This window comes from Amycolatopsis lurida (genome assembly GCF_900105055.1).
Lineage (GTDB): Bacteria > Actinomycetota > Actinomycetes > Mycobacteriales > Pseudonocardiaceae > Amycolatopsis > Amycolatopsis lurida.
The window spans coordinates 1257712-1278225 of record NZ_FNTA01000004.1 but is presented as its reverse complement, the minus strand read 5'-3'; the positions used below and the strand labels follow the sequence as shown (position 1 = coordinate 1278225).

Below are 20514 nucleotides of genomic sequence, written 5' to 3'. Positions count from 1 at the left end.
GGAGTTACATGCGGACGTCTCTGTGCGACCGGCTCGGGATCGACCTGCCGATCGTCGGGTTCACCCCGTCCGAGCACGTCGCCGCGGCGATCAGCCGGGCGGGCGGTCTCGGCGTGCTGGGCTGCGTGCGGTTCAACGACGCCGCCGAGCTCGACGCCGTCCTGTCCTGGATGGACGAGAACACCGGTGGGAAGCCCTACGGCGTCGACATCGTGATGCCCGCGAAGGTCCCGGCCGAGGGGACGTCGATCGATCTCGCGAAACACATCCCGCAGGGGCATCGCGACTTCGTGGAGCGGACGCTGCGCGATCTCGCGGTGCCGCCGTTGCCGGACGACACCGACGAACGCGCGGGAGTGCTGGGCTGGCTGCATTCGGTCGCCCGGTCCCATGTCGAGGTCGCGCTGAAACACCCCATCCGGCTGATCGCCAACGCGCTGGGGTCACCGCCGGTGGACGTCATCGAGCAGTGCCACGCGAAGGGCGTGCCGGTCGCGGCCTTGGCGGGCAAGGCCGAACACGCCGTGCGGCATGTCGACAACGGCGTCGACATCGTGGTGGCGCAGGGCTACGAGGCGGGCGGGCACACCGGCGAGATCGCGTCGATGGTCCTGCTGCCCGAGGTGGTGGACGCCGTCGGCGACCGCGTCCCGGTGCTCGCCGCCGGCGGGATCGGCTCGGGCAGGCAGGTCGCGGCGGCGCTCGCGCTGGGCGCGTCCGGGGTGTGGATGGGCTCCTTCTGGCTCGCCACCGAGGAATACCTCCAGACCATGGGGGAGTCCGAGGCGATGCAGCGCGCGCTGGTCGCGGCGGGTTCGTCCGACACCGTCCGGACGCGGATCTACACCGGAAAACCGGCGCGGCTGCTCAAAACGCGGTGGACCGAGGCATGGGCCGCGCCCGACGCGCCCGAACCGCTGCCGATGCCGCTGCAGAACCTGCTGGTCTCCCACGCCCACAACCGGATCCACCACGCGGCCGATCCGAGCGTGGTCTCGATGCCGGTGGGGCAGATCGTCGGGCGGATGGACCGGGTGCGCCCGGTCGCCGACGTGATCACGGAACTGGTGTCGGGGTACGAAGAGACACTGTCGCGTTTGGACAAGACCCGCTGAAAGACTCGTGAGTGGTAAGGACGGTTAGAACCGTCCTTACCACTCACGAGTCAGGGCATGCCGTGCGAGAGATCAGAGACCGGCGGCCGCGTTCTTGATCGCGGTCGCGAAGGTGCTCACCTCGGTGTAGACGCCGGGAGCGTGCGCCCGCGCGCAGCCTTCGCCCCAGCTGGTGATGCCGACCTGGATCCAGGCCCCGGCGCTGTCGCGACGGAACATCGGGCCGCCCGAGTCACCCTGGCAGGTGTCGACGCCGCCGGAGCTGACGTTGCCCGCGCAGATCTCGGCGCTGTCGATCAGGTCGGCGTAGCTGCCGCCCTGCGCCTTGCAGGTCGAGTCGGAGACGAAGGGGACGTTGGCCTTGAGCAGGTAGCGCTGCTGCGCCCCGCCCTCGGTCGCGGCGCCCCAGCCGGCGACGGTGAACGTGCCGCTGTTGTTGGCGGTGGTGGTGGCGATCGGCAGGGTCGGGATGCCGCTGACCGGGCTGGCGAGCTTGATCAGGGCCCAGTCACCGCCGGTGGAGGTGGGGTAGGTCGGCGACCGGTACACGTAGGTCGACTTGACCTTCTTGGCCGCGGTGCTCTGCAGGTCCACGACGCCGAGGGTGGCCGTGATCCCCGTGTTGGCCCCGGTCCGCGACACGCAGTGCGCGGCCGTCAGCACGATCTGCGGGGTGTACAGCGCACCGCCGCAACCCATGGAAAGCCTGACCATCCAAGGGAATTCACCCTGAGCGGCGCGGGTACCACCGACCACGTCGGTGGACGGCGGCTGGGCGGCCGCGGCTTGTGGAGCGGTGGCGAGACCCGCCAGGGTTCCGGCCGCCGCGACGGCGATCAGGGTCTTTTTGAGCAGGCTGAACCGACGCTTGATGTCCAAGGGTTCATTCCTTCCGGCTGTCCACAGTGGAGGCAGGGAGACTGACTGCGGCCAACTGACTACAGCAGGTGGGCATACTCCGGGACAACCAACTTTCTTCGGATCTTTCGGCCGATGATGGTGATTAACGGACGTCCGCGCCTGGTCGCCGACGAATGGCGTAGGCCGGAGCGCCCAACGCCTCTACTCCGGGAGCGGCGATCGCCGGAACCGCCGGAAGGCTGAACGCCTGCCGAAGGTGCCCTTTTCGGCCACCAGTGTGAGCGTGGCATGAACACTTCGTTCGGGTCAGTACAGGCATGGGGAAACGGGCCTAGGATCTGGATCGTGAAAGCGCGTTCGCCAAGACTTCATCCACCCGCCGACGGCCCGGTCCGGGACGGAATTCCCGAGCACGGCCGGATTCCCCGCTATTACGCGGTCAAAGTCGATCTGCTCGACGTGATCTCGGAATTAGGGCAAGGAGCGGTACTTCCCACCGAAAGAGAACTGTCCGAACGATTCGAGGTTTCCCGTGCGACGGTCCGCCAGGCCGTCGGTGAACTCGTGCTCGAAGGGCGCCTGAGCAGGCGGCAGGGCAGCGGCACGTACGTCGCGGGCCCCAAGCTCGTCCAGCCGCTCGCCTTGGTGAGTTACACCGAAGGACTCAGGAGGCAGGGCATTCAGCCGGGCCGGAATCTGATCTCTTTGGAACGCCGGGAAGCGGGCCCGTCGCTGGCTTCGGAACTGGAAATCGATCCCGAAGACGACGTCATCCACATCGAACGGGTGCTGCTCGCCGACGACGAGCGGGTCGGGCTGGAATCGACCTATCTCACCGCCGCGCGATTCCCGACGCTGATGGATGTGTTCGATCCCACACAGTCGCTCTACGCCTGTTTGCGGGAACGGCTCGGCGTCGTTTTCGACGGAGCGGAAGAGCGGGTCGAGACCGTGCTCGCCACGCCCCGGGAGGCTCTGCTGATCGGGACGAACCCGGCCCTGCCGATGCTGCTGATGCACCGGACGTCGTGGGGGCCGGACGGTATCCCGTTCGAGCGCGTCCGGTCGCTGTTCCGCGGCGACCGGCTCTCCTTCGAGACCCGACTGGGCCGCGTGGAGTAGCCACCCGCCGCATTCGGCCCTCTGAACGCGATACTTGCGGATTCAACGACCGCTTCCAGAGGGCGAAACGCGGAGTAATATAACGCGAAGATAACAGGTCTGGTCCACATTTCGAAGGCACTTCACCTGCGGTTAGGGCGGGGGCCACGGAGCGTTGGTGCGCGCAGGCGAGCGTCTGCGGTGTGCGAATCCTCATCATCGGCGGCGGAGTGCTCGGCACCCAGCACGCCTGGCAGGCCGTCGAACGCGGCCACGACGTCGTCCAGATCGAACGGGAACCCGAGGCCAGGGGCGCGTCCGTGCGCAACTTCGGCCTGGTCTGGGTCGGCGGCCGCGCCAGTGGCCCCGAACTGGGGACGGCCGCGCGGGCGCGAGTGCTGTGGGAGCGCATCGGGGAACGGGTCGAAGGGATCGGCTTCCGGCCGAACGGCTCACTCACCGTCGTCCGCACGGAAGCCGAACTCGCCGTCGCCGAGGCCGCGGCCGCGAGCACGGAGGACCGCGGCTTCAAGCTGCTCGACGCCGCCGAGACCCGGGACCTGAACCCGGCCCTGCGCGGTGACTTTCTCGGCGCGCTCTGGTGCGACCGCGACGCCGCCGTCGAACCGCGCGTCGCCCAGCCCGCCCTGCGCGCCGAGCTGGCGAAGTCCGGCCGTTACACCTGGCTGCCGGGCCGCGAGATCCGCGACCTGACCGATCGCGGTGTCGTCGACGACGCGGGTGAAACCCACGAAGGCGACGTCGTGGTGCTGTGCACCGGCGCCTGGACCGGTGGCCTGGTCAAGGAACTCGCCGGGCAGACCCCGGTCCGCCGGGTGCGGTTGCAGATGGCGCAGACCGAGCCGCTCGGGGAAACCCTCACCACCACGGTCGCCGACGCGGACAGCTTCCGCTACTACCCGGCGTACCGCGGCGAGGCGCTCGACGGCCTCAACGCGGGCCAGCCGCAGGGCGAAGTCGCCGCGGCCCACAAGATGCAGTTGCTCATGGTCCAGCGGCTCGACGGCTCGCTGACCATCGGCGACACCCACGAATACGACGAGCCGTTCTCGTTCGACACCACCGAAGACCCGTACGACCACCTGGCCGAGGTCGCCGGGGCGCTGCTCGGACGGCCGCTCCCGCGCATCGCCCGCCGTTGGGCGGGCGTCTACGCCCAGACCACCGACACCACCCGGATCGTGCATCGCGCCCGCGTCGCGGACAACGCGTGGCTCGTCACCGGACCGGGTGGCCGGGGGATGACCTGTTCCCCCGCCATCGCCGAAGACACCGCAGAGGAGCTCTCCTGGTGAACACCGAACTCGTCGTCCTGGACATGGCAGGCACCACCGTCGCCGACGACGGTCTGGTGATCCGCGCCTTCACCGCCGCGATCGCCGCCGCCGGAGTGTCCGAAGAGGACGGCCGCTTCCCCGGCATGCTCGACTACGTCGTCGAAACGATGGGACAGTCCAAGATCGTCGTCTTCCGCGCCCTGCTCGACGGAGACGAGGAACGCGCCCAACGCGCGAACACCGCCTTCCAGGACGCCTACGAGAAACTCGTCGCCGACGGCCACTGCGAGCCGATCCCCGGCGCCGAGCAGACGATCCAGGAACTGCGCGCCCAAGGGGTGAAGGTCGCGCTCACCACCGGCTTCGCGCCCGCCACGCAGAACGCGATCCTGGACGCCCTGGGCTGGCACGGCCTCGCCGACGCCGTGCTGGCGCCGGGCGAGAGGGTGCGCGGCCGTCCGTTCCCCGACCTCGTCCTCGCCGCCGCGCTGCGGCTCGAAATCGCCGACGTCCGCAGGATCGCCGTCGCCGGTGACACCCCGTCGGACGTCCAGACCGGGCTGCGCTCCGGCGCTTCGATCGTCGCCGGCGTGCTCACCGGATCGGCGAAGAAGCCGGAGCTCGAAGCCGCCGGCGCCACCCATGTCCTCGAATCCGTGCGCGACCTCCCCACCCTGCTGTCCTAAAAGGAGCTTTGACGACATGAAGAAACTCGCGGCCACCGCCCTCGCCGGGCTGCTCGCCCTCACCCTGGGCGCCTGTGGCGGAACCGCCGGCGGCGCCTCCGGTGACCAGACCGTCACGCTGTACACAGTGGACGGTCTCGAAGACTGGTACGCCCAGCGCTTCGAGGAGTTCAAGGCCAAGACCGGGATCACCGTCCAGGCGGTCACCGCCGGGTCGGGTGAGGTCGCCTCCCGGGTGGAGAAGGAGAAGGCGAACACCCAGGCCGACATCCTGGTCACGCTCCCGCCGTTCATCCAGCGGGCCGCGTCGCAGGGCCTGCTCGCCGCCACCGCCCCCGCCGGGATCGACCAGGTCGCCGCCGGGCAGAAGGACGGCCAGGGCCGCTACTTCGCGATCATGAACAACTACCTCAGCTTCATCCGCAACCCGCAGGCCTCGCCCAAGACCTGGGACGACCTCCTGTCCCCGTCGCTCAAGGGCAAGCTCCAGTACTCGACCCCCGGCGAGGCGGGCGACGGCACCGCGGTCCTGCTGCAGCTCCAGCACGTCCTCGGCGACCAGGGCGCGCTCGACTACCTCGCGAAGCTCGAAGCCAACAACGTCGGCCCGTCGTCGTCCACGGGCAAGCTGCAGCCGAAGGTGGCCAAGGCCGAGATCCTGGTGGCCAACGGCGACGTCCAGATGAACCTGGCCGCGATCGAGAAGAGCGGCGGCTTCGAAGTCTTCTTCCCGGCCGACGCGCAGGGCAAGCGCTCCACCTTCGCCCTCCCGTACTACGCGGGCCTGGTGAACAACGCGCCGCACGCTGAGAACGCCAAGAAGTTCCTGGACTTCCTGCTCTCGTCCGAGGTGCAGGGCAAGGTCGTCGACGCCTTCGGTGCCCCGTCGCGGACCGACGTCACGCCGTCCGGCCCGCGGGCGGACAAGGTGAAGGCCGCGCTCGACGGCGTCGAGATCTGGCAGCCGGATTGGGACGCTGTTCTCGCGAAGCTCGACGCCGACCTGGCCGCGTACAAGAAGGCCGTGGGCCGATGACCCCGGCGGTCGAATTCCGCGGCGTTTCCGTCCGCTTCGGCCAGACGACCGCCCTCTCGCCACTGGACCTCACCGTGGCGAGAGGGGAGACGCTGGCGATGCTCGGGCCGTCCGGCTCCGGCAAGTCGACGGCCTTGAAGGCACTCGCGGGTTTCGTCGTGCCGAGCACCGGCCGAGTGCTGCTCGACGGCGAGGACGTCACCGATCTGCCACCGCACCGGCGCGGTCTCGGTGTCGTCGTCCAGAGCTACGCGTTGTTCCCGCACATGCGGGTCGAGGCCAACGTCGCTTTCGGTCTCAAGGCGAGGAAGACACCTCGCGCCGAGACGGCGAGCCGGGTCGCCGAAGCGCTGGAGCTGGTCGGGATGGGCAAGTACGCCCGTCGCTACCCGCGGGAGCTTTCGGGCGGGCAGCAGCAGCGGGTCGCGCTCGCGCGGGCGCTGGCGATCCGGCCACGCGTGCTGCTGCTCGACGAACCACTGTCCGCTTTGGACGCCGCCCTGCGCGAGGACATGGTCGCGGAACTCCTGCGGCTGCGGGCCGAACTCCCGGACACCACGCTGATCTACGTCACCCACGACCAGGGTGAGGCGCTGGCGCTGGCCGACCGGATCGCCGTCATGCGCGACTCGAAACTCGTCGAACTCGGCCCGAGCCGCGAGCTCTATCAGCGTCCTTCGACGGAGTTCACCGCGAGCTTCCTCGGTGCTTCCAACCTCATCCCGGTCGAGCTGATCCACCCCGATGGCACCAGGGTCCGGCTCGGCGACCGCGAACTGGCCGCCGACCCGTCCGGCGTGATCCGGGCGGGGCAACCGGTCGCGCTCGGCGTCCGGCCACACCGGGTCGGGATCACCGCGGTGGACGCCCCCGGCGCCCTGCCCGCGGTGCTGCGCGGTGTCCAGTGGCGTGGCACGGGCTTCCGGCTCGACCTCGAACTGGCGCACAACGGGGACGAAGTCCGGGCCGAAGTTCCGGACATCGAGGGACTTCCGAGTGTGGGGGAGCGGGTCGGAGTGTCCATTCCGGACGGTTGCCCGCTGGTGGGCGTCGGATGACGGGTCTGGCACTGGCCGCGACGGCGGCACCGGCGCGGCGTCGGGAGAAACAGCCTGGGCGCGGCTGGTTCCTGCTGCCACCGGTGCTCGTCCTGCTCGGCTTCTTCGGCTATCCGCTCGTGCTGGTCGTCCTCCAGTCCCTGGAGTCGAAGACCGGCGAGGTCGGCCTTTCGGTGTGGCTGGAGGTCCTGGGATCGGCGGAATTCCGGGACGCCGCCTGGAAGACCGTCGCGCTCGCGCTCGGCGCCACCGCGGGCTGTGTGGTGCTGGGAACGTTCCTCGCGCTGGTGATCGCGTTCGTTCCGTTCCCCGGAGCGCGGACGCTTTCACGGCTGGTGGACACCGTGCTCGCGTTCCCGTCGTTCCTCATCGCGCTCGCGTTCACCTTCATCTACGGCAGCGCCGGGATCCTGGGCGCGGGCGGGTTCCTGTACTCGCCGTTCGGGATCCTGCTGGCGGAGATCACCTTCTACACGCCGTTCGTGATGCGGCCGGCGCTCGCCGCGTTCGGCCAGGTCTCGTCGGCGCAGATGGAGGTCGCGGCCAGCCTCGGTGCGAAACCCGGCCGCGTGCTGCGCCAGGTGATCCTGCCGGAAGCCTTGCCGTCACTGGCTTCCGGAGCCTGCCTGACCATGTTGCTGGCGATGAACGAGTTCGGGATCGTGCTGTTCCTCGGCGCGAAGGACGTCACGACGCTGCCGATGCTGGTCTACGGCAAGGGGATCGTCACCTTCGACTTCCCGCAGGCCTGTGTCATCGCGGTGGTCAACGTGGTCTTCTCCCTCGTTCTGTACGGAACCTACCGGCGACTGACGAACGGAGGCCGTCGTGCTGCTGTGGACCAGGCGTAGCCGCGTCCTGCTGTGGGCGGTGTTCGCGGTGCTGTTCACCGCGATTGTGCTGGCACCCCTACTGATGATCGTGCTGGCGTCGGTCGCCGGGAACTGGACGGGGTTGCTGCCAGGAGCGCTCACCGGCTCGCATTTCGGGCAGGCGCTGTCCGGGGAGACGTTCGCGAGTCTTTCGGTGAGCATCCAAACCGGCGTCATCGCGTCGGTGGTCTCGGTGCTGCTGGGGACGTGGGCCGCGCTCGCCGCGCGGTCCGCGCCGTCGAAGCTGCGGAAGGCCGTCGACACCCTGTTCCATCTGCCGATCGCCGTACCGTCGGTGGTGCTGGGGCTGGCGCTGCTGGTCGCGTTCAGCCGTCCGCCGCTCGCCTTCAACGGCACACGCTGGATCGTGCTGCTGGGACACGTGATGATCCTGCTGCCGTTCTCCTACAGCACGGTCTCCGCCGCGATCGCGCGAATGGATCCGCTGCTGGCGCAGGCGGCGGCGAGTCTCGGCGCTTCGCCGGTCCGGGTGCTGCTGCGGGTGCGGCTGCCGGTCCTGCTGCCGTCGATCTCGGCGTCGGCGAGTCTCGCGCTGGCGATGTCGATGGGCGAATTGGGCGCGACGATGATGCTGTACCCGCCGGACTGGCGCACGCTGCCCGCGAGCATCTTCGCGCTGACGGACCGGGGACAGGTGTTCCTGGCGTCGGCGAGCACGGTGCTGCTGCTGGCCGTCACCCTCGCCGGGGTGGTGATCCTCGGACTGGCCCGCGGCCGCGCCGCCCAGCGGTGATGCAACCCTGCGCGGGCTTCATCCCGTCCTGAAACCATGATGAAGGCAGCGAAGACGCTGGGCGCGGGGCTCGTGCTCGCCGCGACGGCGGCCTGCGGCGCGGGCGGCCCCGGGGCACCGGCGAACACGAGCACTCCTCCGGTCGTCACCACACCCTCGGATCTGCCCACCTCGCTCCCGGCGAGCCCGCCGGGAGCGAAACCGCCGATCTCCCGGCCGACCGTCGGCCCGCCTCCCTCGGACAAGATGCTGCCGCCGTCGCAGGTCGACACCAAGCTGCCCGCACAGGTCAGCGCGGAGACCGGTGGCTTGAACGTGCACATCGAACTGAGCGGCTGCGACGAGGCGAAGGCGAACCTCGCGGAAGAGAACGCGCAACGGGTCGTGGTCCACGTGACCATCGACCACGGGAAGCCAGGGCAGATGTGCCCGCAGGTGATCCGCTACGCCGTCCTGCCGGTGAAACTCGCCGAGCCGCTGGGGGCGCGGACCGTCGTCTTGTAAGCGGGTCGAGATCCTGTGCAACCCCCGAGCGGCCTCGTTCCGTCCTAGCCACATGAGGTACTTAACGAATGTCATCGGCCTTGGCCTGATCGTCGTTGCGGTATCCGCTTGCGGGGCGCAGAACCAGGCAGCGGAACCCGCGGCCGGACCCGGGAGCGGCACCCTGAGTACCGTGCCGCCGTCACCGACCGCACCGCCGACCACGCCGTCTTCGTCCCCGACGCCCGCGCCGGGAAGCCAGCCGGGTGTGCCGGGCGCGCCTCGCCAGGAGGTTCCGGAAGGCAGCACCAAGCTGCCGGACAAGCAGCTCGACGCGGCGGCGCTGCCCGCGGACTACCCGCGTGAGGTGTACACCAGCAACGGCGGGACCATCCTGAACATCCGTGGCCAGGAAGGCGGCTGCGGGCACGCGACGGCGGAGGCCGCGCAGCAGGACGGGACCAGGGTCACCGTCAACCTGACCGAACTGAAGGGCCAGACCGGCCAGATGTGCACGATGGACATCCGGCATCCGGTGCTCTCGGTGACGCTGTCGGCGCCGCTGGGGGAGCGGACCGTGGTCCTGAAGCAGATGCGCTAGCCGACCGGAATGCCGTGAAGGCCTCCTTCCCTACCCTGAAGGTAGTGAAGGAGGCCTTCACGGACCGGACGGCTGTTACCGGAAGCTGATCTGCAGCACCGGTTCCGACGTGGCCTCGAAGAAGTCGTTGCCCTTGTCGTCGATGACGATGAACGCGGGGAAGTCCTCGACCTCGATCTTCCAGACCGCCTCCATCCCGAGTTCGGCGTACTCGAGGACGTCGACCTTCTTGATGCAGTCCTGCGCGAGCCGCGCGGCCGGGCCGCCGATCGAGCCGAGGTAGAACCCGCCGTACTCGTTGCACGCGGCGGTCACCTTCTTGGACCGGTTGCCCTTCGCCAGCATCACCAGCGAACCGCCCGCGGCCTGGAACTGCTCGACGTAGGAGTCCATGCGGCCCGCGGTGGTCGGCCCGAAGGAGCCCGACGCGTAACCCTCGGGCGTCTTCGCCGGGCCGGCGTAGTACACGGGGTGGTCGCGAAGGTACTGAGGCATCTCTTCACCCGCGTCGAGCCGCTCGGCGATCTTCGCGTGCGCGATGTCGCGGGCGACGACGAGCGGACCGGTCAGCGACAGACGGGTCTTCACCGGCAGCTGCGAGAGCTGCGCGCGGATCTCGGCCATCGGCCGGTTGAGGTCGACGGTCACCACCTCGTCGGACAGGTCGTCCTCGGTGACGTCCGGCAGGAACTGCGCCGGGTCGCGTTCGAGCTGCTCCAGGAAGACACCGTCGGCGGTGATCTTCGCCTTCGCCTGGCGGTCGGCCGAGCACGAGACGGCGACACCGACCGGGCAGGACGCGCCGTGGCGCGGCAGGCGGATCACCCGGACGTCGTGGCAGAAGTACTTGCCGCCGAACTGCGCGCCGATCCCGAACTGGCGCGTCATCTCCAGCACCTGCTGTTCGAGGTCGACGTCGCGGAAACCGTGGCCCAGCTCGGAACCCTCGGTGGGCAGGTCGTCGAGATAGCGGGCGGAAGCGAGCTTCGCGACCTTCAGGTTGAACTCCGCCGACGTGCCGCCGACGACGATCGCGAGGTGGTACGGCGGGCAGGCGGCGGTGCCGAGGCTGCGCAGCTTCTCGTCGAGGAACTTCGCGAGCCGCTTCGGGTTCAGGACGGCTTTCGTTTCCTGATAGAGGAACGTCTTGTTCGCGCTGCCGCCGCCCTTGGCCATGAACAGGAATTCGTAGCTCGGGTCGCCTTGGCCATCTTTGTGATAGAGCTCGATCTGCGCGGGCAAGTTGGTGCCCGTATTGCGCTCATCCCAGAAATTCACCGGCGCCATCTGCGAATAGCGCAGATTCAACTCCTGATAGGCGTCGAAAATACCGCGGGACAGCGCGCGCTCGTCGTCGGCGCCGGTGAGCACGCCGTCACCGCGTTTGCCGATCACGATCGCGGTGCCGGTGTCCTGGCACATCGGGAGGACACCGCCGGCCGAGATCGCCGCGTTGCGCAGCAGGTCCATCGCGACGAAACGGTCGTTGCCGCTGGCCTCGGGATCGTCGACGATCGCGCGCAGCTGCGCCAGATGTGACGAGCGCAACAGGTGCTGGATGTCGGTGATCGCGGTCTTGGCGAGCCTGGTCAGCGCCTCGGGCTCGACCTTGAGGAACTTCCGGCCCGCGGCTTCGACGACCTCGACACCTTCGGTGCCGATCAGCCGGTACTCGGTGCGGGTGTCCTTCGCGAGGGGAAGGACTTCGGTGTACTGGAACGTGGTGGGCGCCACTGCGCGGGCTCCTTTGCCGGCATCGGGAACCCGCCCACGGTACCCAAGCCCGGGGCCCGGTCCGGAGAGGCCACGGCGGAAGTAACCGGGGCCACTGCCGGTGGGCGCCGGCGCGAGTGGGTCGTGAGTGGTAAGTGTCGTTAGAACGACACTTACCACTCACGACCCACGGGGCCGAGTGCAATTCCCGCGCTGCAATTTGTCGTCGCGCCGGACAAAGAGTTCGGGAGGCCGGGCCCACCCCGACGGACCCGACCTCCCGGGGAAAGCGATCCGGGTGTGAACACCCGACCGCGAAGACTTATTACCTGCTCGACGGTCTCGTGACACAGGTCATAAGTCAACGCTGCCGAACGGGTGTTGCTTTTCCGAGCCGAAACGGCTCAATGACCATTACGAAGCGTAGGCGCGCAGGCGGTCCGCCCGCTCACCCTGACGCAGCTTCGACATGACCTCTCGCTCGATCTGCCGAACGCGCTCACGGGAAAGCCCGAAGTGCTTGCCGATCTGGTCGAGCGTGCGCGGCTGGCCGTCGTCGAGGCCGTAGCGCAGGCGGATCACCTGGGACTCGCGGTCGTCCAGCGTCGCGAGCACGCGGCGCAGGTCGTCCTGGAGCAGACCGGAGATCACGGCGCTCTCGGCGTCGGTCGCCTCGGAGTCCTCGATGAAGTCACCGAGCGGGGCGTCCTCCTCGGTGCCGACCGGCATGTCGAGGCTCACCGGGTCACGCGAGTGGTCGAGCAGGTCGGAGATCTTGTGCGCCGGGATACCCGATTCGGCGGCCAGCTCCTCGTGGGTGGCGTCCCGGCCGAGCTGCTGGTGCAGATCGCGCTTGATACGCGCCAGCTTGTTCACCTGTTCCACCAGGTGGACCGGCAGCCGGATGGTGCGTCCCTGGTCGGCCATCCCCCTGGTGATGGCCTGGCGGATCCACCAGGTGGCGTAGGTCGAGAACTTGAACCCCTTGGAGTAGTCGAACTTCTCCACCGCGCGGATGAGACCCAGGTTCCCCTCCTGGATCAGGTCGAGCAGCGGCATCCCCCGGCCGGTGTAGCGCTTCGCGAGCGAGACCACGAGACGGAGGTTGGCCTCCAGCAGGTGGTTCTTCGCGACGTGCCCGTCACGCACGAGGGCGGTCATCTCCGAACGCCGCTTCGGCGTGAGGCCCTCGGCCGTGTCGAGCATGTGCTGGGCGAACACGCCCGCTTCGATGCGCTTGGCCAGCTCGACCTCGTCGGCGGCGGACAGCAGCGCCGTCTTGCCGATTCCGTTGAGGTACACGCGAACGAGGTCCGCGGCCGGGCTCTGGGCGTCGAGGTCGGCGTCGGTGAGCGCCCCCGTGCTCACCGGCTCCTGGGTGGATTGCGCCGGGATACGGCGCTCGCGAATCCCGCGCGCTTCGCGTTCGAGAGTCTGGACTGACATTCTGCCTCCCCGGTCACGGGCTGAACGTGCTGCGGTCGTCCGCCGGGTCCGTCTCGGCGTAGCAGGCCCTGTGGAAAACCGGCTACTCCTCCTCGGCCCAGCTTGGCTGGACACTTGGCTCAACGCCGGGAGGTCCGAAAACGTTCCCGGCCGCTACAGAGGAGACGGGCGGCTGACCTGGGACGTTGCTCCACCAACCCTGAGCTTTTCCTGAGAATGCCCGTGCGGGGGAGAGGGAAACGTGGTCTAGACCTCTATGAGGAGGGTGAACGGACCGTCGTTCACGCTCCGGACCGCCATCATGGCCCCGAAGCGGCCGGTTTCGACCCGTGCGCCGCGTTCGCGCAGCGCGTCGACGACGGCCGTCACGAGGGGTTCGGCGACCTCGGGCCGGGCGGCCGCCGTCCAGGACGGACGGCGGCCTTTGCGGGTGTCGCCGTAAAGAGTGAACTGGCTCACGACGAGCAGGGGAGCGCCGGTGGTGGCGCAGGACTCCTCGTCGCGAAGTATGCGAGCTTCGTGCAGTTTGCGGGCCATCGCCGGCACCTTCGACGCATCGTCGTCGGCATGGATTCCCAGCAGCACCAGCAAACCCGGCTCGTCGATGGCACCGGTCACCTCGTCGCCGACGGTCACGCTCGCTTCCGTGACCCTCGCCACCACCGCCCGCATCAGACGGCCGGGAGGAGCATGCCGTGCCGGACCAGTTCCCGGACGACGGGCAGCGCGGCTTCGGCCAGTTCCTCCGGTTCGAGCCCCTGAGCGGCCGCCAGGAGCACGATCAGGTCCTCCAGGGGCAGCGCGCCCTGGCAACCCGCGAGCAGCCGTGTCGCGAGTTCGTCCACTTCGTGCGACCACCCGGGACCGTCGGTGCGGTGCAGCCGCTGGACGGTCGTGGCCCAGCCTTCCGCACCCGGCTCGGCGACGCTCTCCAGGAGAACCGTTTCCGGGACCCGGAAACGGACGTCGAGGAGCGAATCACCGTTGGCGCGAAGCCATTCCACCCGATCCAGCCAGTTCGCGGCCTCGGCGCCCAGGGGGTCGTCGTAGGCCTGGCGCAGGTCTTCGCACACGATGGTCGGAGTCGCGCCGTCCGCCCGCCGAAGGGTGACGAAGCCGAACCCGATCCCCTGGACGTCGTTTTCGGCGAACCAGTCGAGCCACGCTCCGGATTTCGCGCGGCCTTCGGGTGACCGGGGATCGATGCCCGCGTCACGCAGCCATGTGCCGACATACAGTCCCGGGTCCGCGATGTCCCGCTGGACGAACCACGCGTCGGTCTCGGCGGGCAGCCAGCGGGTCACCCGATCGCCCCAGTCCTCGCCCTTCACGTGCAGCCAGGACGCCAGGAGCTGGCCGGTGCCGCCGTCGTTGAGGAACCCGGGCAGCTGCCGCACCACGAGCGCGCTGGCGTCGTCACCCGCGAGGCCGGAGTCGCGGTAGGTGTAGTCGACCCGCGGCGGGCCGACCACGAACGGCGGATTGCACACGATCTGGTCGAACCGGCGCCGCGCGACCGGCGCGAACCATTCGCCCCGGACGAGCTCGACGTCCAGTTCATTGAGCCGGAACGTCGCCGCCGCCAGCGCCAGCGCGCGGGCCGAGACGTCGGTGGCGGTGACCTGCTTCGCGTGCCGCGTGGCATGCAGCGCCTGGACGCCGTTGCCGGTGCCGACGTCGAGCAGGCTGCCGACCTCGCGGCGGCTGGTGGCCCGGATGAGGCTGAGGGACGCGTGCCCGACGCCGAGCACGTGGTCTTCGGGCACGGTCTGGCCGAGGACGTCGGCGTCGAGATCCGAAACGACCCACCATGAGCCTTCGTCGTCGCCGTGCGGGCGGACGTCGAGACCGGCCCGGTAGCCGTCGGCGACCGGCACGAGCAGTGTGGCGGCGACCGCGTCATCGAGGGACAGTGGCGCGAAAGCGGCCTCGACGTCCTTCTCCGGTTCGGTCGAGCCCAGCAGGAACAACCGGATCAGCGTGCCGAGGTCACCCGCGTCGCGGGTCGCGCGGTAGGCGAGTTCCGGTTCGCCGCGGCCGAGGGCGGCGTGCGCGGAGCCGAGGGCGCCGACCACGCCGTCGGTGTCGTACCCCGTCCGGCGGAAGGCGTCCCGCAACCTCGCGCAGACGTCGTCGGACAGGTCGGGGAGGGCCGCTCGTGTGCTCACGGTGGGTAATACTGCCAGGATGACGTCGTGAGCCTTGAGAGTGTCCTGGCACCGCTGCAGGCGGCGCTGCCCGGATGGGAAGACCTGTACACCGACCTCCACCGGCATCCGGAGCTGTCGTTCGCCGAAACCCGCACCGCCGCCGAACTGGCGAAGCGCCTGGAGGCCGACGGCTACGAGGTGCACACCGGCATCGGGCGCACCGGCGTCCTTGGCGTGCTGCGCAACGGGCCGGGCCCGAAGGTGATGCTGCGCGCCGACATCGACGCGTTGCCGGTCGAGGAGAAGACCGGTCTGCCGTACGCGAGCACCGCGCGCGGGATCGACGCCGACGGCCGCGACGTCCCGGTGATGCACGCCTGCGGTCACGACATGCACGCCACCTGGCTCTCCGGCGCCGCCGCGCTGCTCGCTGCCGGACGCGAGCACTGGTCCGGCACGCTGATGATCGTGTTCCAGCCGGGCGAGGAGGCGGGAGACGGCGCCGTCGGCATGGTCCGCGACGGGGTCTTCGGCCCCGCTGGAAAGCCCGACGTCGTGCTCGGCCAGCACGTCGTACCCGGTCCGGCGGGCTGGGTGCTGACCAGGCCGGGCGTGATCATGGCGGCCACCGACGCGCTCCGCATCACCCTGCACGGCCGCGGCGGGCACGGCTCGCGCCCCGAGACCACGGTGGATCCGGCGGTGCTCGCCGCGTCCGTGGTGCTCAAGCTCCAGACCATCGTGTCGCGGGAGATCTCGGCGACCGAGTCGGCGGTGGTGACCGTCGGGTCGCTGCACGTCGGCACGGCGCACAACATCATCGCCGACCACGCCGTCCTCGAGGTCAACATCCGGTCGTTCGACCAGGCCGTGCGGGAGAAGGTCGTCGCGGCGGTCGAGCGGATCGTCCAGGGCGAGGCGGCCACCGCGGGCGCGCCGAAACCGCCCGAGATCGAGCGGATCGGCGCGTTCCCGGTCACCGAGAACGATCACGCGGCCACCGAGGCGCTCACCGCGGTCTTCCGCGACCACTTCGGCGAGGGCCGGGTGATGCCCGCGCCGCTGGTCACCGGCAGTGAGGACTTCAGCGAATTCGGCCGCGCGGCCGGCGTCCCCTCGGTGTTCTGGCTGGTCGGCGGCCTGGACGAGGGCAAGGTGATCGCCGCGATGACCGCCGGTCGCTTCGAACAGGACATCCCGTCGAACCATTCGCCGCTCTTCGCGCCGATCCCGCATCCGACGCTTTCGGCGGGTGTCGAGACGCTCGTGGTCGCGGCTCTGCACCGGCTCACCCACCCGGGTGTCGGATGAGCCCGGCGAGTGGGAGCATGGAGACCGGAGGTGGTGCTGTGAACGCGCCCGCCCACGGTCCCGAACCGAGGGAACCCGCTCCGGTGCTGATCACCGAAGCCGCCCCGTCCTACGAAGACCAGCTGGCCAAAAGGAAGCGGAAGTACATCATCATGATGTCGTTCCGCATCCCGTGCCTGATCCTCGCCGGGATCTTCTACGAGACCTGGTGGCTGGCGCTGGCGCTGATCGCGATCTCGATCCCGCTGCCCTGGGTCGCCGTCCTGATCGCCAACGACCGGCCGCCGCGCAAGAGCGAGAAGGTCAACCGCTACCAGGCCGAACCGACGCGGATCGAAAGCAGTTCGCACCGCGTCATCGACGGCGGCTGACCCGTTTCGCGCCTCGTGAGTGGTAAGGACGGTTAGAACCGTCCTTACCACTCACGAGGCGCGTGACTACGGCTGCGGCCCGACCTTCGAAACCGCCTGGGCACCCAGCCGGGTCCCGGCCCGAAGCACCTCCACGGTGGACTCACCGCGCAGCCACGCCGCCAGCACACCGGCGTCGAACGCGTCGCCGGCACCGGTCGAGTCGACGCATTCCGCGGGCTGGGCGGGCACCGAGGTGATGGTGCCGCTCGCGTCCACCCAGCTGGCGCCGTCGAGACCGGCGGTGACCACGACCTCGCCGACGTAGTCCAGCAGTTCCTTCGCCGCCTCGGGATCGCTCGACCCGGTCAGTGCGACCAGTTCGCTGGTGTTCGGCATCAGCAGGTCGACTCCGCGCACGTCGTCGAGGAAGGCCGCGGGATCGGTGATCAGCGTCGCCGCCTGCGGGTCGACCGACGTCGTCAGCCCGGCCTTCTTGGCCGCCGCCAGCGACGCGAGCGCCGCGGGCCGCGACGACGGGTACAGCAGGACGTACCCCGAAAGATGCAGGTGGCTCGCCCCGCGCAGCGCCGCCTCGGTGACGTCCTCGGGGCTGAACCGCGCGTTCGCGCCGCGGTCGGCGAGCATGCTCCGCTCACCGGCGCCGTCGACGAGCACGACGACGCAGAACGTCGGCTCTTCGGGATCGACGGCGAATTCGCACCGGACACCGGCCGCCTCCAGTTCGCCCTTCACCATGCGGCCGCCGGAATCGTCCCCGATCCGCGCGACCAGTGTGGTCTCCGTGTCCTCGGCCCGCAGCCACAGCGCGGTGTTCGCGCCCGCGCCGCCGCTGGTGAAGTGGACCTTCGCGCGGACGTCGCCACCGTGCGGGATGGGTCCCTCGTGCCGCGCGACCACGTCCAGGCCGACGTCGCCGACGACCACGATCCCGCTCATGCCGCGCTCTTCACGAGCGCGACGGCGACCGAAGTGGCCAGTTCCGCGTTGGACAGCACCAGCGCCTCGTTCGCGTCGAGGCTCACACCTTCGCTGGCGGTGTGGAAGTGCTCCAGCAGTACCGGCGTGACGTCCTTGCCGTGCACGCCGCGTGCCTTGAGGAGCTCCAGCCCTTCGGCGAGCAGCCGGTCGTGCAGTTCCTTGTCCATTTCGGACGCTTCCGGGATCGGATTCGCCAGCAGGACACCGGAATCCGCGTGCGACCGGTGAGCGGCGATGACCGAGGCGGCCTGCGCGGCGTCGTCGACCCGCCACGGCACCTCGAAGCCGGACGAGCGGAGGTAGAACGCGGGGAACTCGCCGGTGCGGTAACCCAGCACCGGTACGGAGTTGGTCTCCAGCACTTCGAGGGTCGCGGCGATGTCGAGCACCGACTTCACCCCGGAGCAGACGACCGTGGTCGGCACCTTCGCGAGCACGCCCAGATCCGCCGAGACGTCCCAGCTCTGCGCCGCGCCCTGGTGCACGCCACCCAGCCCGCCGGTGGCGAACATCCCGATCCCGGCCGCGGCGGCCAGCGCCGCGGTGCTCGCGACCGTCGTCGCCCCGGAGCGGCCGAGGCCGACGGCCGGGCCGATGTCGCGCAGGGAGAGCTTGTCCAGATCCGCACCGGGCGCGCAGACCCGTTCCAGCTGCCCGTCGGTGAGGCCGATCAGGGGGACGCCGTCGAGGACGGCGATGGTCGCGGGGACGGCGCCGCCGTCGCGCACGACCTTCTCCAGCCGCCGGGCGACGTCGAGGTTGCGGCCGGGCGGGAGACCGTGGGAGAGGATGGTGCTCTCCAGCGCGACGACGGGGTCACCGGCGGCGAGGGCGGAGGCGACCTCTTCGTGAAGGGACAGTTGCGGAGTCACGAACGAACATCATCGGTGATGGGGGTCCGCGTCACGCCATCGGGTCAGTTCGTGCGCGAGGTTCGCGCGCGCCTTGCTCTCCCAGCGTGCCCGCGCGATGTCGCTGCGGTACAGCCGCGGCCTGGCCAGCAGGTTCTCCAGCACGGCCACGCGTCCCGCCCGCCAGTCCTCGTCGGAGTAGATCGAGTACTCCTCCCGGACACCGCTCGCGTACTCCTCGTAGCGCTCCGGTGTGGCACCGAGGATGGCGAGGTCGGCGTCGAGCAGCGCCGTGGCGAGCAGGTCGTCGTCCGGGGCGGAGTGGTGGATCGTGCTCAGGACCAGCTCCTCGGCACGCTGGACATCCGCCTCGGGGACGCCGGCGTTGGTGAGTTCGTCGCGCGTCCAGGCCGCACTGGCCCGTTCGTCCTCGCCGGGACGGGCGTCGTACACGACGTCGTGCGTCCACGCGGCGACGGCGACCAGTGCACGTTCGCGGGACCCCAAGCCGAAGGCGACGGCGAGATCGCCGCTGTCGTGTGCGACGGCCGTGACGTGCCGGAGATCGTGATAGCGGCGATGCGGTTCGGCGTAGCGGGTCTGAAGGTCGTCCCACGCGACGGCGGCGATCTGGTGATCGCCGCCGAGCCGGGTGATCGCGGTGGGCCACTCCATCAGTCGAAGATCCCGCGCGCCTTGGCCACCTCGTGCAGCCAGCCTTCGAGCTGTGGCTCCCACTGGAGCCGGTCCAGCGCCGCGTGGTCGACCTTGAACAGGCCGAGGAACTCCTGGCCGCGTCCGCCGAACCCGCCGCTCTTGGAGACCCGGACCCGTTTGGTCACCTCCAGCACGACCTGCGTCTCCGACGGCGACGACAGGAAGGTCACCGCCACGGAGGTGAAGACGGGCGCGAACCGCGGCGAAGGGGTGAAGCGGATCTCCTGGAAGAACGGGAGCTGCTGGACGGCGCCGTTGATCCGGCCGCGTTCCAGCACGGCCTCGCGGAAGACGAAGCCGATCCGGCTGAAGGCGTCCAAGAGCCGTTTCTGCGCGGGCAGCGGCTCGATCGCGGCGCCGTCGACGTCGACCGGGTCGGTGACGGAGTTCGCGATGTCGAGGCTGGTCTGCAGGCCGACGGCCATCCCGGTCAGCGGTTTGCCGAAGACACTCGAGATCGGCGTCTCCCAGGGCAGGGCCACCTCGAACGGGATCCGGACCTGCTGTCCCGGCCCGATCCGCTCGTTGCCCGCCAGCTGCTGAGTGCCGAACTCGAGGTCCTCGACGCCGGGCCGGCGTTCGTCCGGGAGGGTGACCCGGGCGAGCAGCTTCACCGAGAGACCGTTGATCTCTTGATCGACTTCGCCGCCGAGCAGCAGGACCTCGCCGCGCAGCGGGCGGCCGGGGGAGACCGTGCGGTCGAGCAGCCGGGCGTCGATCTTCGCCCCGCCCGAGCCGAACGTCGCGAGCACCTTCTGGAACATGGGCGAGATCCTGCCAGGTCGCCGGTGTGCGCAGGAGGATTTGGGGCACAATGGAGGGGTGAGTACACAGACCCTTCCGAAGCCGGATACCCGTCCCGAGGGCACCGACGGCACCGACGACGACGCGCCGAAGATGTTCCACTACGTGCGCAAGAACAAGATCGCCGAAAGCGCGGTCATGGGCACGCACGTGGTGGCGCTGTGCGGTGAGGTCTTCCCGGTGACGAAGTCGGCGAAGCCCGGTTCGCCGGTCTGCCCGGACTGCAAGAAGATCTACGACGGCCTCAAGCCGGGCGACTGAGTGTCCGTCCGGTGTCCGAAACCGGACAAAATCTGAAAATCCTT

At 69.6% G+C, this 20514-nt stretch carries 22 protein-coding genes; 13 read left to right on the top strand and 9 right to left on the bottom strand.

The genetic code is table 11. From position 1 onward, the window contains the following. Nucleotides 1-8 precede the first annotated feature (8 nt). Nucleotides 9-1115 carry an NAD(P)H-dependent flavin oxidoreductase gene (locus tag BLW75_RS11090; RefSeq protein WP_034317112.1) on the top strand — a complete coding sequence of 369 codons (1107 nt, stop codon included), beginning with the start codon at nt 9-11 and terminating at the stop codon, nt 1113-1115. 72 nt (nt 1116-1187) lie between these two features. Here the strand turns inward: BLW75_RS11090 and BLW75_RS11085 are convergent, their stop codons facing one another. Continuing rightward, complete coding sequence (locus tag BLW75_RS11085; protein WP_091597322.1) at nt 1188-1994, bottom strand: S1 family peptidase; 807 nt, start codon at nt 1992-1994, stop codon at nt 1188-1190. Nucleotides 1995-2321: 327 nt separating this feature from the next. Between BLW75_RS11085 and BLW75_RS11080 the strand changes: the two genes are divergently transcribed. From BLW75_RS11080 to BLW75_RS11040, 9 genes are all read left to right on the top strand, one after another. Continuing rightward, the gene (locus BLW75_RS11080; RefSeq protein WP_007033614.1) at nt 2322-3098 is read left to right on the top strand and encodes a GntR family transcriptional regulator; all 777 of its coding nucleotides are present in this window, start codon (nt 2322-2324) and stop codon (nt 3096-3098) included. A 182-nt stretch (nt 3099-3280) separates the two neighbouring features. Beyond that, the gene (locus BLW75_RS11075; protein ID WP_034317109.1) at nt 3281-4393 is read left to right on the top strand and encodes a TIGR03364 family FAD-dependent oxidoreductase; all 1113 of its coding nucleotides are present in this window, start codon (nt 3281-3283) and stop codon (nt 4391-4393) included. Next, on the top strand, nt 4387-5061 hold the full coding sequence (locus tag BLW75_RS11070; protein ID WP_034317334.1) for a phosphonatase-like hydrolase: 675 nt from the start codon (nt 4387-4389) through the stop codon (nt 5059-5061). The genes BLW75_RS11075 and BLW75_RS11070 overlap by 7 nt, the downstream gene beginning before the upstream one ends. 16 nt (nt 5062-5077) lie before the next feature. After that, nucleotides 5078-6097 carry a 2-aminoethylphosphonate ABC transporter substrate-binding protein gene (locus BLW75_RS11065; protein WP_034317106.1) on the top strand — a complete coding sequence of 340 codons (1020 nt, stop codon included), beginning with the start codon at nt 5078-5080 and terminating at the stop codon, nt 6095-6097. Beyond that, entirely contained in the window at nt 6094-7155 is a 1062-nt protein-coding gene (locus BLW75_RS11060; RefSeq protein ID WP_034317102.1) for an ABC transporter ATP-binding protein, read from the top strand. The genes BLW75_RS11065 and BLW75_RS11060 overlap by 4 nt, the downstream gene beginning before the upstream one ends. Further along, on the top strand, nt 7152-8006 hold the full coding sequence (locus tag BLW75_RS11055) for a 2-aminoethylphosphonate ABC transporter permease subunit (RefSeq protein ID WP_034317099.1): 855 nt from the start codon (nt 7152-7154) through the stop codon (nt 8004-8006). The genes BLW75_RS11060 and BLW75_RS11055 overlap by 4 nt, the downstream gene beginning before the upstream one ends. Beyond that, nucleotides 7984-8781, top strand: a complete 798-nt coding sequence (locus tag BLW75_RS11050; protein ID WP_034317096.1) for an ABC transporter permease — start codon at nt 7984-7986, stop codon at nt 8779-8781. The genes BLW75_RS11055 and BLW75_RS11050 overlap by 23 nt, the downstream gene beginning before the upstream one ends. Nucleotides 8782-8817: 36 nt before the next feature. Next, nucleotides 8818-9285: a hypothetical protein gene (locus tag BLW75_RS11045; RefSeq protein WP_034317093.1), complete on the top strand. Its 468-nt coding sequence runs from the start codon at nt 8818-8820 to the stop codon at nt 9283-9285. Between the two features lie 172 nt (nt 9286-9457). Further along, entirely contained in the window at nt 9458-9865 is a 408-nt protein-coding gene (locus BLW75_RS11040; protein ID WP_034317090.1) for a hypothetical protein, read from the top strand. A 75-nt stretch (nt 9866-9940) separates the two neighbouring features. Here the strand turns inward: BLW75_RS11040 and BLW75_RS11035 are convergent, their stop codons facing one another. The 4 genes from BLW75_RS11035 to BLW75_RS11020 form a co-directional block, all read right to left on the bottom strand. Next, nucleotides 9941-11599 (bottom strand): fumarate hydratase, encoded by a 1659-nt coding sequence (locus BLW75_RS11035; protein ID WP_034317088.1) that lies wholly within the window; start codon nt 11597-11599, stop codon nt 9941-9943. A gap of 393 nt (nt 11600-11992) precedes the next feature. Next, nucleotides 11993-13024 carry a sigma-70 family RNA polymerase sigma factor gene (locus tag BLW75_RS11030; protein WP_034317085.1) on the bottom strand — a complete coding sequence of 344 codons (1032 nt, stop codon included), beginning with the start codon at nt 13022-13024 and terminating at the stop codon, nt 11993-11995. 246 nt (nt 13025-13270) lie between these two features. Then, nucleotides 13271-13696 carry a D-aminoacyl-tRNA deacylase gene (gene dtd / locus BLW75_RS11025; protein ID WP_034317081.1) on the bottom strand — a complete coding sequence of 142 codons (426 nt, stop codon included), beginning with the start codon at nt 13694-13696 and terminating at the stop codon, nt 13271-13273. Further along, on the bottom strand, nt 13696-15192 hold the full coding sequence (locus BLW75_RS11020) for a DUF7782 domain-containing protein (RefSeq protein WP_034317078.1): 1497 nt from the start codon (nt 15190-15192) through the stop codon (nt 13696-13698). Before BLW75_RS11020 ends, dtd begins: the two co-directional genes overlap by 1 nt. A 27-nt stretch (nt 15193-15219) precedes the next feature. Here BLW75_RS11020 and BLW75_RS11015 point away from each other — a divergent pair, with 27 nt between their 5' ends. Together BLW75_RS11015 and BLW75_RS11010 are read left to right on the top strand one after the other, a co-directional pair. Next, a complete protein-coding gene (locus BLW75_RS11015; protein WP_034317075.1) occupies nt 15220-16485 on the top strand; it encodes an amidohydrolase in 1266 nt (421 codons plus the stop codon). A gap of 17 nt (nt 16486-16502) precedes the next feature. After that, a complete protein-coding gene (locus tag BLW75_RS11010; RefSeq protein WP_034317071.1) occupies nt 16503-16856 on the top strand; it encodes a DUF3099 domain-containing protein in 354 nt (117 codons plus the stop codon). A gap of 66 nt (nt 16857-16922) precedes the next feature. Here BLW75_RS11010 and BLW75_RS11005 read toward each other — a convergent pair whose 3' ends face one another. Genes BLW75_RS11005 through BLW75_RS10990 form a run of 4 tightly spaced genes read right to left on the bottom strand, consistent with a single transcriptional unit; the run spans nt 16923 to nt 20169 of the window. Then, the gene (locus BLW75_RS11005; protein ID WP_034317068.1) at nt 16923-17795 is read right to left on the bottom strand and encodes a carbohydrate kinase family protein; all 873 of its coding nucleotides are present in this window, start codon (nt 17793-17795) and stop codon (nt 16923-16925) included. Then, entirely contained in the window at nt 17792-18709 is a 918-nt protein-coding gene (locus BLW75_RS11000) for a pseudouridine-5'-phosphate glycosidase (protein WP_034317063.1), read from the bottom strand. Before BLW75_RS11000 ends, BLW75_RS11005 begins: the two co-directional genes overlap by 4 nt. 9 nt (nt 18710-18718) lie before the next feature. Then, nucleotides 18719-19363: an HD domain-containing protein gene (locus tag BLW75_RS10995; RefSeq protein WP_034317060.1), complete on the bottom strand. Its 645-nt coding sequence runs from the start codon at nt 19361-19363 to the stop codon at nt 18719-18721. Then, nucleotides 19363-20169 carry a sporulation protein gene (locus tag BLW75_RS10990; protein WP_034317057.1) on the bottom strand — a complete coding sequence of 269 codons (807 nt, stop codon included), beginning with the start codon at nt 20167-20169 and terminating at the stop codon, nt 19363-19365. Before BLW75_RS10990 ends, BLW75_RS10995 begins: the two co-directional genes overlap by 1 nt. Before the next feature lie 58 nt (nt 20170-20227). Between BLW75_RS10990 and BLW75_RS10985 the strand changes: the two genes are divergently transcribed. Then, nucleotides 20228-20470 carry a DUF3039 domain-containing protein gene (locus tag BLW75_RS10985; protein ID WP_005164469.1) on the top strand — a complete coding sequence of 81 codons (243 nt, stop codon included), beginning with the start codon at nt 20228-20230 and terminating at the stop codon, nt 20468-20470. The last annotated feature ends 44 nt before the right edge of the window (nt 20471-20514 follow it).

Coding starts and splice junctions, on each gene's coding strand:
- BLW75_RS11090 (WP_034317112.1), top strand. CDS start 9: ATGCGGACGTCTCTGTGCGACCGGCTCGGGATCGACCTGCCGATCGTC.
- BLW75_RS11065 (WP_034317106.1), top strand. CDS start 5,078: ATGAAGAAACTCGCGGCCACCGCCCTCGCCGGGCTGCTCGCCCTCACC.
- BLW75_RS11060 (WP_034317102.1), top strand. CDS start 6,094: ATGACCCCGGCGGTCGAATTCCGCGGCGTTTCCGTCCGCTTCGGCCAG.
- BLW75_RS11055 (WP_034317099.1), top strand. CDS start 7,152: ATGACGGGTCTGGCACTGGCCGCGACGGCGGCACCGGCGCGGCGTCGG.
- BLW75_RS11045 (WP_034317093.1), top strand. CDS start 8,818: ATGATGAAGGCAGCGAAGACGCTGGGCGCGGGGCTCGTGCTCGCCGCG.
- BLW75_RS11030 (WP_034317085.1), bottom strand. CDS start 13,024: ATGTCAGTCCAGACTCTCGAACGCGAAGCGCGCGGGATTCGCGAGCGC.
- dtd (WP_034317081.1), bottom strand. CDS start 13,696: ATGCGGGCGGTGGTGGCGAGGGTCACGGAAGCGAGCGTGACCGTCGGC.
- BLW75_RS11010 (WP_034317071.1), top strand. CDS start 16,503: ATGGAGACCGGAGGTGGTGCTGTGAACGCGCCCGCCCACGGTCCCGAA.
- BLW75_RS11005 (WP_034317068.1), bottom strand. CDS start 17,795: ATGAGCGGGATCGTGGTCGTCGGCGACGTCGGCCTGGACGTGGTCGCG.
- BLW75_RS10995 (WP_034317060.1), bottom strand. CDS start 19,363: ATGGAGTGGCCCACCGCGATCACCCGGCTCGGCGGCGATCACCAGATC.
- BLW75_RS10990 (WP_034317057.1), bottom strand. CDS start 20,169: ATGTTCCAGAAGGTGCTCGCGACGTTCGGCTCGGGCGGGGCGAAGATC.